9 protein-coding genes are annotated in these 8,984 nt (G+C 65.2%); 7 read left to right on the top strand and 2 right to left on the bottom strand.

The window, feature by feature from the left end:
• Positions 1-191 precede the first annotated feature (191 nt).
• On the top strand, positions 192-1,094 hold the full coding sequence (cysM, locus tag JYJ84_RS21165) for a cysteine synthase CysM (protein WP_122944793.1): 903 nt from the start codon (positions 192-194) through the stop codon (positions 1,092-1,094).
• Between the two features lie 78 nt (positions 1,095-1,172).
• Here the strand turns inward: cysM and mltB are convergent, their stop codons facing one another.
• A complete protein-coding gene (gene mltB / locus JYJ84_RS21170) occupies positions 1,173-2,516 on the bottom strand; it encodes a lytic murein transglycosylase B (protein WP_175223438.1) in 1,344 nt (447 codons plus the stop codon).
• Positions 2,517-2,559: 43 nt separating this feature from the next.
• Between mltB and JYJ84_RS21175 the strand changes: the two genes are divergently transcribed.
• Positions 2,560-3,483, top strand: a complete 924-nt coding sequence (locus JYJ84_RS21175; RefSeq protein WP_175223437.1) for a histone deacetylase family protein — start codon at positions 2,560-2,562, stop codon at positions 3,481-3,483.
• Here the strand turns inward: JYJ84_RS21175 and JYJ84_RS21180 are convergent.
• The gene (locus JYJ84_RS21180) at positions 3,420-4,415 is read right to left on the bottom strand and encodes an alpha/beta fold hydrolase (RefSeq protein ID WP_374102116.1); all 996 of its coding nucleotides are present in this window, start codon (positions 4,413-4,415) and stop codon (positions 3,420-3,422) included. The genes JYJ84_RS21175 and JYJ84_RS21180 overlap by 64 nt on opposite strands.
• Positions 4,416-4,631: 216 nt before the next feature.
• Here JYJ84_RS21180 and JYJ84_RS21185 point away from each other — a divergent pair, with 216 nt between their 5' ends.
• The 5 genes from JYJ84_RS21185 to JYJ84_RS21205 all read left to right on the top strand — a co-directional run.
• Positions 4,632-5,666, top strand: coding sequence for a methionine ABC transporter ATP-binding protein (locus JYJ84_RS21185; protein ID WP_174962254.1), 1,035 nt, complete (start codon positions 4,632-4,634; stop codon positions 5,664-5,666).
• Positions 5,656-6,309, top strand: coding sequence for a methionine ABC transporter permease (locus JYJ84_RS21190; protein ID WP_043181878.1), 654 nt, complete (start codon positions 5,656-5,658; stop codon positions 6,307-6,309). The genes JYJ84_RS21185 and JYJ84_RS21190 overlap by 11 nt, the downstream gene beginning before the upstream one ends.
• 33 nt (positions 6,310-6,342) lie before the next feature.
• Positions 6,343-7,137, top strand: a complete 795-nt coding sequence (locus JYJ84_RS21195; protein ID WP_175223435.1) for a MetQ/NlpA family ABC transporter substrate-binding protein — start codon at positions 6,343-6,345, stop codon at positions 7,135-7,137.
• Between the two features lie 227 nt (positions 7,138-7,364).
• Positions 7,365-8,114: an electron transfer flavoprotein subunit beta/FixA family protein gene (locus JYJ84_RS21200; RefSeq protein ID WP_205189429.1), complete on the top strand. Its 750-nt coding sequence runs from the start codon at positions 7,365-7,367 to the stop codon at positions 8,112-8,114.
• A gap of 16 nt (positions 8,115-8,130) precedes the next feature.
• The coding region (locus tag JYJ84_RS21205; protein ID WP_205189430.1) for an electron transfer flavoprotein subunit alpha/FixB family protein at positions 8,131-8,984 on the top strand (854 nt) is incomplete at its 3' end.

The following is an 8,984-nucleotide window of genomic DNA, read 5'->3' on the forward strand; positions in this document are numbered from 1 at the left end:
TCCTTCAGTCGCCGTCGTTGCGACGGCTTCCCGCGGCATGCCGCGGGTTTTTTGCGTGGGCACGGCGTATGCGGCGGCCACGCGTTGTGCGGCAGGCGTATTCCATCGTCGCAATGGGGTTGCCGGCGCGGGCAGCGGCACGGGTGGTTTACAATCGATCGATTGATCGGCCTCGTACTCACGGTATATCCATGGCTTACAAAACTATCGAAGACACGATCGGCAATACGCCGCTCGTCCAACTGGTCCGCCTGCCGGACGACGAGATTCGCGCGCGCAACAACGTGGTGCTCGCGAAGCTCGAAGGCAACAATCCAGCCGGTTCCGTGAAGGATCGTCCGGCACTGTCGATGATCAGCAAGGCCGAGGCGCGCGGGCGCATCAAGCCGGGCGATACGCTGATCGAGGCGACGAGCGGCAACACGGGTATCGCACTCGCGATGGCAGCGGCGATCCGCGGCTACAAGATGGTGCTGATCATGCCGGAGGATCTGTCGGTCGAGCGCCGCCAGAGCATGGCCGCCTACGGTGCCGAAATCATCCTGACGCCGGTGAAGGGCGGGATGGAGCTGGCACGTGATCTCGCGGACGAGATGCAGCGCGAAGGCAAGGGCGTGATCCTCGACCAGTTCGCGAACCCCGACAATCCGATCGCGCACTACGAAACGACGGGCCCGGAAATCTGGCGCGATACCGAAGGGCGCATCACGCACTTCGTGTCGGCCATGGGCACGACGGGCACGATCATGGGCACGTCGCACTATCTGAAAGAACAGAATCCGGCCATCGAGATCGTCGGTGCGCAGCCGGAGGACGGTTCGCGCATTCCGGGCATTCGCAAGTGGCCGGAAGCGTACATGCCGACCATCTTCGATCGCAGCCGCGTCGACCGCGTCGAGAACGTGAGCCAGGCCGCGGCGGAAACGATGGCGCGCCGGCTCGCGTCGGTCGAAGGCATCTTCGCGGGCATTTCGTCGGGCGGCGCATGCGAAGTTGCGATGCGCATCGCGCGTCAGGTCGAGAATGCGACGATCGTGTTCATCGTCTGCGATCGCGGCGACCGCTACCTGTCCACGGGCGTGTTTCCTGCCTGAACGCGGGCAAGCGCGCGCAGTGCACGTGCAATAAAAAAGCGCCGCTTGTGCGGCGCTTTTTCTTTGGGCAGGTGGTGCTTACTGCGACTGCGTTTCGGTGGCGCTCGGCTGAAGCGCGCCGCTCGCTTCCATCTGTGCCTTCACGGCCTCGCCCAGCTGGTACACGGTGAGCGCGTAGAAGAAGCTGCGGTTGTAGCGCGTCAGCACGTAAAAATTCTTGAGCCCGAGCATGTACTCGGTCGCGCGGCCCGGCGACGGCAGGTCGACCACCGTCACGGGCGTACCGGCTTCGGTCGTGATGTTGACCGTCGGCTCGTTCAGCGTCATGCCGGCGCGCATCAGTTGCGACAGCGCCCAGTGCGGCTCGGGCTGGCCGTCGGCGGCGGCCTGTGCGATTCCCAGGCTGCCCGTATCGGGCGTGATCTGCCAGACCACCGGGCGGTCGGTTTCCCAGCCGTGCTGCTTCAGGTAGTTCGCGACGCTGCCGATCGCATCGACAGGACTGCTGCGCAGGTCGACATGGCCCGTGCCGTCGAAGTCGACCGCATATTCGCGGATGCTGCTCGGCAGGAACTGCGGGATCCCGATCGCGCCCGTATACGAGCCGAGCACGGTGGTCGGGTCGAGCTGGTTGTCGCGCGTCCAGACCAGGAAATCCTCGAGGTTCTTGCGGAACGTTGCCTGGCGGCTGTCGCGATTCGGCGTGTCCGGATAGTCGAACGTGAGCGTCGTCAGCGCGTCGAGCACGCGGAAATTGCCCATGTAGCGGCCGTAGATCGTCTCGACGCCGATGATGCCGACGATCACCTCGGGCGGCACGCCGAATTGCTCGGATGCGCGCTGCAGCGTTGCCTGGTTCGCCTTCCAGAATTTCACGCCCGCATTGATGCGGATCGGCTCGATGAAGCGCGAGCGATAGACGCGCCAGTTCTTGACCGTCGGTGACGCGGCCGGCTTCACGAGCTTGACGGCCGTCGCGGAATAGCTGATGCGCGAGAACAGCGCGTGCAGGCTGGTGGAGTCGAAGCCGTTGCGGCTCACCATCTCGTCGATGAACGCGTCGACCTTCGCGTTGTTCGCGTAACGCTGCGGAACGATTTCCTCTTCGAAGGTCTGGCCTTGCTGCGTCGGCTGCTGCGGCTGGGCCTGTGCGACGAGCTTGCCCGCGGACTTCGCGGGTTGCGTCTGCGCGCCGGCAGACGCGGTGCCGAGGGCCGCGACCACGGCGGCCGCAACGAGCGGCACGCGAACACGGAACAGCGCGGAGAGAAGGGCGGCAGGCTTGCTGGAATTCATGTCGAAGCGGGCGGACAGGGCGATTGGGTTCGGCGCAGTATACCCGACGGATCCGGCCCGCCGGGGCGTGGCGGGCCCCCATTGTGGTAAGTTAGCGGCGAATTCGCGGCAGACGATGGACATCATTGATGGAGACCTGCGGCGCATCGTGCGCCGCGGATGACAGCTTATGGCAACCGCTTTCTATACGCACCCCGACTGCATGCTGCACGAGATGGGGGAATGGCATCCGGAATGTCCGGCCCGCCTGTCGGCGATCCAGGATCAACTGATCGCGAGCCGCATCGACGACCTGATCGTGCACGAAACCGCTCCGTTCGCGAGCGAGGTAGCGCTGGGCCGGGTGCATACGCAGGCGCACATCGACTACATCCGGAGCATGACGCCGGTCGATGGCTACGTCGAGATCGATCCCGATACGCTGATGAACCGCGATACGTGGCGTGCTGCGCTGCGCGCGGCTGGCGCTGCGATCGCGGCGACCGACGCGGTGATCGACGGCCGCTATGCGAATGCGTTCTGCGGCGTGCGTCCGCCCGGCCACCATGCGGAGCCTGCGCGCGCGATGGGTTTTTGCTTCTTCAACAACGTCGCGATTGCCGCACGGCATGCGCTCGACGTACACGGTCTCGAGCGTGTCGCGATCATCGATTTCGACGTGCATCACGGCAACGGTACCGAGGCCGCATTCGCGAACGACGAGCGCGTGCTGATGTGCAGCTTCTTCCAGCATCCGCTGTATCCGTTCTCGGGCGTCGATCACCAGGCGCCGAACATGGTCAACCTGCCGATGCCCGCGCGCAGCAACGGGATGGCGATCCGCGAAGCCGTCGACATGTTCTGGCTGCCGCGCCTCGATGCGTTCAAGCCGCAGATGCTGTTCGTGTCGGCGGGTTTCGATGCGCATCGCGAGGACGACATCGGCAACCTCGGCCTCGTCGAAGCCGACTTCGAATGGCTGACCGCGCAGATCGTCGACGTGGCGCGCCGGCATGCGCAGGGCCGCATCGTCAGCTGCCTCGAAGGCGGCTACAACCTGTCCGCGCTCGGGCGCAGCGTCGTCGCACACCTGCGCGTGCTGGCCGGCATCTGATGACCGACCGGCCGGCCGGGTGCGCTCAGCGCGCCGGCACGCGCGCGTGAATCCACGCGATCAGCGCGTCGATCACGCGGTCGCGTTCGAGATCGTTCATCGTTTCGTGAAAGCCGCCTTCGTATAGCGTCAGCGTACGATCGGGCGAGCCGACGCGCGCGCCGAACGTGCGGCTGCCGTCGGGCTCGGTCAGCTTGTCCTCGGTGCCGTGATAGACGAGCACCGGAACGCGCAGTCCACCGCGGCCGCTTTCGATGCGTGCCATCGCGTCGAGAATCTCCGCGCCGGTGCGCGCGGGCACCGCGCCGTGATGCACGAGCGGATCGGCGCGGTTGGCCGCGACGATGGCCGGATCGCGCGACAGCAGCGCCGCATCGATCTTGATCGCGGGGAAGGTCGGCCAGACGCGGCTGATGACGCGGCTCACCGCGAGCATCCAGCGTGGCACGTCGCGCCGGGCTCGACAGCACGAGGCCCGTCAGCGCGTCGCCGCGTGCCGGCGCGCGTTCGATCGCGTATAGCGCCGCGACCGCGCCACCCATGCTGTGCCCCATCAGGAACAGCGACGCATTGCCGCGCGCGGCTTCCGCGACCAGCGCATCCGCATCGTTCAGGTAGCCGTCGAAGCGCTCGACCCAGGCGCGCTTGCCGGGTGACTGGCCGTGCCCGCGCAGATCGATCGCGAGCACGTCGATGCCGGCCGCATTCAGCCGGCCGGCGAGTGCGGCATAGCGGCCCGCGTGTTCGGCAAGGCCGTGCACGAGCGCGATCGTCGCGCGCGGCGGCGCGGTGCCGTCGCCGGCCGTCCAGCGGTACGACGCCAGTTCGAGCCCGTCCGCGGTACGCAGCCGGCCCATGGTCGGCGCGGGCGACGCCAAAGGCGCCGGTCCGGCGGTGGCGGGTGCGGCGGCCGGCGTGGTGGTGGCGGTCATCTGGCGTGTCCCCTGTTCGTTGCATGTGTTCCGGGATCATAGTCGCGGCATTCCTGCGACGGGCCAGCGGCGCTCCTCTAATTTCGTGTAGTTATGAAAAGATCGAAATCGATTATTAAGGGGAATGAGGGGTTTGCGGTAAAATCGACGGTTATTCCAGATGCATCGGCGGCCGACTGGCGGGCCAACTCGCCAGCCGGCCGCCGTCTTGTTTACATGATCGAATTACGCAATCTTTCGCAGCGATTTCCCGGGCCGGGCGGCTGGGTCGAGGCGCTGCGCAACATCAACCTGACGATCCCGCAGGGCGAGGTGTTCGGCATCATCGGCCGAAGCGGCGCCGGCAAGAGTACGCTCGTGCGCACCATCAACCTGCTCACGCGGCCGACCGAAGGCAATGTCGTCGTCGGCGGGCGCGATCTCACGCTGCTGCCGGCTGGCGCGCTGCGCGAGGCGCGCCGCGAGATCGGCATGATCTTTCAGCACTTCAACCTGCTGTCGTCGCGCACGGTGTTCGACAACGTGGCGCTGCCGCTCGAACTGGCCGGCGCAAGCCGTGCCGAGATCGAGGCGTCCGTGCTGCCGCTGCTCGACCTCGTCGGGCTGTCCGCGCAGAAGGATCGCTATCCGTCGCAGATCAGCGGCGGGCAGAAGCAGCGCGTCGGTATCGCACGCGCGCTCGCGAGCCAGCCGAAGGTGCTGCTGTCGGACGAAGCGACGTCCGCGCTCGATCCCGAGACCACGCGCTCGATCCTCGACCTGCTGAAGCGGATCAACCGTGAGCTCGGCCTGACGATCGTGCTGATCACGCACCAGATGGAAGTGATCAAGCAGGTGTGCGATCGCGTCGCGGTGCTCGATGCAGGGCGTGTGGTCGAGGAAGGCCGCGTGATCGACGTGTTCCTGCAGCCGCATCATGAAGTGACGCGCGCGCTGATCGGCGATGTGATCGCGCAGGAATTGCCGCCCGCGATGAAGGCGCGCGTGGCCGAACGGCTGAAGACGGGCAGCGGGCATCTGCTGCGGCTGGCGTTCACGGGCTCGGGTGTCGACCAGCCGATCCTGTCGGAGACGATCCGCCGGTACGAGCTCGATTTCAACATCCTGCACGGCCAGATCGACGAGATCCAGGGGCAGGCATTCGGTTCGCTCGCGGTGCTCGCGGGCGGCGAGCCGGGCAAGGTCGGGCAGGCACTCGCGTTCCTGCGCGAGCAAGGTGTGGTGGTAGAGGAGCTTTCGTATGTTGAGTGAGATGTTCGATATGTTCGTGCAGTCGTTCTGGGAGACGCTGATCATGGTCGGCATCTCCGGAGTGGTTGGCGCGCTCGTCGGCCTGCCGCTCGGTGTGCTGCTCTACCTGACCGATCGCCAGGGCGTGCTGCAGAACCTCGCCGTGAATCGTGTGCTCGGCGGCATCGTGAATGCGGTCCGCTCGACGCCGTTCATCATCCTGCTGGTCGCGGTGATTCCGTTTACGCGGCTCATCACGGGTTCGTCGATCGGCACGGCCGCGGCGGTCGTGCCGCTGACGCTCGCGGCCGCGCCGTTCATCGCGCGTCTCGTCGAGACGGCGTTGCGCGAAGTCGACCGCGGGCTGATCGAGGCTGCGCAATCGATGGGCGCGACCACGTCGCAAATCGTCTTCAAGGTGCTGCTGCCCGAATCGCTGCCGGGCGTCGTCGCGGGCCTGACGATCACGTTCGTGTCGCTGGTCGGCTATTCGGCGATGGCGGGCGCGATCGGTGGCGGCGGCCTCGGCGATCTCGGGATCCGCTACGGCTACCAGCGCTATCTGCCCGAAGTGATGTGGACGGTGGTCGCGATCCTGATCGTGTTCGTGCAGATCGTGCAGTCGTTCGGCGACTGGCTCGTCCGCCGGCTGAGCCACAAGTAAAACAAAACTGATCGATCCGTCAGGAGACACACGATGCAACGACGCTTCATGCTGAAATTCGCGGCGGCCCTCGGCGCGGCCGCGCTGTTCGCGGGCGCGCAAGCTCAGGCCGAAACCATCAAGGTGGGGGTGACGGGCGGGCCGCACGCGCAGATCATGGAAGCGGTGAAGAAGGTCGCGGCGAAGAGCGGCCTCGACATCCGCATCGTCGAATTCTCCGATTACGTGCAGCCCAACGCCGCGCTCGCGTCGGGCGACCTCGATGCGAACAGCTACCAGCACGATCCGTATCTGCAGGCGCAGGTGAAGGATCGCGGCTACAAGCTGATCAAGATCGCGGATACCGTCACGTTCCCGATGGGCATCTATTCGAAGCGCGTGAAATCGCTGGCCGAACTGAAGCCGGGCGCGCGCATCGCGGTCCCGAACGATCCGACCAACGGCGGCCGTGCGCTGCTGTTGCTGCAAAAGCAGGGCCTGCTGAAGCTGCGCGCGGACGCGGGGCTGAAGGCGACGCCGCTCGATATCGTCGACAATCCGCGCAAGCTGAAGATCGTCGAACTCGATGCGGCGCAGATTCCGCGCTCGCTCGGCGACGTCGACGCAGCCGCGATCAACACCAACTACGCGATGGAAGCGGGGTTGAAACCGAAACAGGACGCGATCGCGATCGAAGGGCCGAATGGCCCGTACGCGAATATCCTGGCGATCCGCGAGGCGGACCGGAACAAGCCGTGGGTCGCGAAACTGGTCGCGGCCTATCATTCGGCCGATGTGAAGCAGTTCATCGAAGGCAAGTTCGGCGGAGCGGTCATTGCCGCCTGGTAACGGGCGAAGCAAGGGCGCCCGGCGAGATTAGAGTCGATGATCGAAAACCCGGGCTTTGCGTCCGGGTTTTTTCTCTTTTAAAATAGAACGACCGTTCGCTATCATTGGCGCGTCGCCAAGAAGCGGTATCCTCGACAACCACGAAGGTTGGGTCCGCTTGGCCGCGCAGTCATGAGGCCTCGCTATAGAATGGCCTCTGGTCGTATTCGTAACTTTGGAGCGTGTGCATGAAAATCCTGGTGCCAGTGAAAAGAGTGGTCGATTACAACGTGAAGGTCCGCGTGAAGTCGGACAACACGGGTGTCGACATCGCGAACGTGAAGATGTCGATGAACCCGTTCGACGAAATCGCGGTTGAAGAAGCCGTGCGCCTGAAGGAAGCGGGCGTGGCGACCGAAGTGATCGCCGTATCGGTGGGCGTCGCGCAAGCGCAGGAAACGCTGCGTACGGCGCTGGCGATCGGCGCGGATCGTGCGATCCTCGTCGAGTCGACCGATGGCGTCGAGCCGCTGGGCGTCGCGAAGATCCTGAAGGCGCTGGTCGACAAGGAACAGCCGCAACTGGTGATCCTCGGCAAGCAGGCGATCGACGACGATTCGAACCAGACGGGCCAGATGCTGGCCGCGCTGGCAGGCCTGCCGCAAGCGACGTTCGCGTCGAAGGTGACGGTGGCCGATGGCAAGGCAACGGTCGCTCGCGAAGTCGACGGCGGCGCGGAAACGCTGTCGCTTCAACTGCCCGCGGTCGTAACCACCGATCTGCGTCTGAACGAGCCGCGCTACGTGACGCTGCCGAACATCATGAAGGCGAAGAAGAAGCCGCTGGAAACGGTGAAGCCGGAAGACCTGGGCGTGGATGTCGCGCCGCGTCTGAAGACGCTGAAGGTGGTCGAGCCGCCGAAGCGCGCAGCCGGCGTGAAGGTGCCGGACGTGAAGACGCTGGTCGAGAAGCTGAAGACCGAAGCCAAGGTGCTGTAAGAGGGAGCGGAAAGAAATGACGATTCTGGTGATTGCAGAACACGACAACGCGTCGATCAAGGCAGCAACGCTGAACACGGTGGCGGCGGCGGCGAAGATTGGCGGTGACATTCACGTGCTGGTCGCGGGCCACAACGCACAAGCGGCAGCGGACGCAGCAGCGAAGATCGCAGGCGTATCGAAGGTCCTCCTGGCCGACGCGCCGCAACTCGAAGCGGGCCTCGCGGAAAACGTCGAAGCGACCGCGCTGAACATCGCGAAGGATTACTCGCACATCCTCGCGCCGGCCACGGCCTATGGCAAGAACATCGCGCCGCGTATCGCCGCGAAGCTGGACGTTGCGCAGATCTCGGACATCACGGCGGTCGATTCGGCCGACACGTTCGAGCGTCTGATCTACGCGGGTAACGCGATCGCGACGGTGCAGTCGAGCGATCCGATCAAGGTAATCACGGTGCGCGCGACCAGTTTCGATCCGGTGGCAGCGGAAGGCGGCAGCGCATCGGTCGAGAAGATCGAAGCGGCAGCCGACGCCGGCAAGTCGCAATTCGTGAGCCGTGAAGTAACGAAGCTGGACCGTCCTGAGCTCACCAGCGCGAAGATCATCGTGTCGGGCGGCCGTGGCCTGGGCAGCGGCGAAAACTACACGAAGGTGCTGGAGCCGCTGGCAGACAAGCTGTCGGCAGCACTGGGCGCCTCGCGCGCAGCAGTCGACGCAGGCTACGTGCCGAACGACTACCAGGTCGGCCAGACCGGCAAGATCGTCGCACCGCAGCTGTACATCGCGGTCGGCATCTCGGGTGCGATCCAGCACTTGGCCGGCATGAAGGATTCGAAGGTGATCGTCGCGATCAACAAGGATCCGGAAGC

This window comes from Burkholderia sp. LMG 13014 (assembly GCF_905232215.1).
Lineage (GTDB): Bacteria > Pseudomonadota > Gammaproteobacteria > Burkholderiales > Burkholderiaceae > Burkholderia.

Bases quoted from the DNA above. Each gene is read 5' to 3' on its own strand.
- cysM (WP_122944793.1), top strand. From the start codon at position 192: ATGGCTTACAAAACTATCGAAGACACGATCGGCAATACGCCGCTCGTC.
- mltB (WP_175223438.1), bottom strand. From the start codon at position 2,516: ATGATGTCCATCGTCTGCCGCGAATTCGCCGCTAACTTACCACAATGG.
- JYJ84_RS21175 (WP_175223437.1), top strand. From the start codon at position 2,560: ATGGCAACCGCTTTCTATACGCACCCCGACTGCATGCTGCACGAGATG.
- JYJ84_RS21180 (WP_374102116.1), bottom strand. From the start codon at position 4,415: ATGACCGCCACCACCACGCCGGCCGCCGCACCCGCCACCGCCGGACCG.
- JYJ84_RS21185 (WP_174962254.1), top strand. From the start codon at position 4,632: ATGATCGAATTACGCAATCTTTCGCAGCGATTTCCCGGGCCGGGCGGC.
- JYJ84_RS21190 (WP_043181878.1), top strand. From the start codon at position 5,656: ATGTTGAGTGAGATGTTCGATATGTTCGTGCAGTCGTTCTGGGAGACG.
- JYJ84_RS21195 (WP_175223435.1), top strand. From the start codon at position 6,343: ATGCAACGACGCTTCATGCTGAAATTCGCGGCGGCCCTCGGCGCGGCC.
- JYJ84_RS21200 (WP_205189429.1), top strand. From the start codon at position 7,365: ATGAAAATCCTGGTGCCAGTGAAAAGAGTGGTCGATTACAACGTGAAG.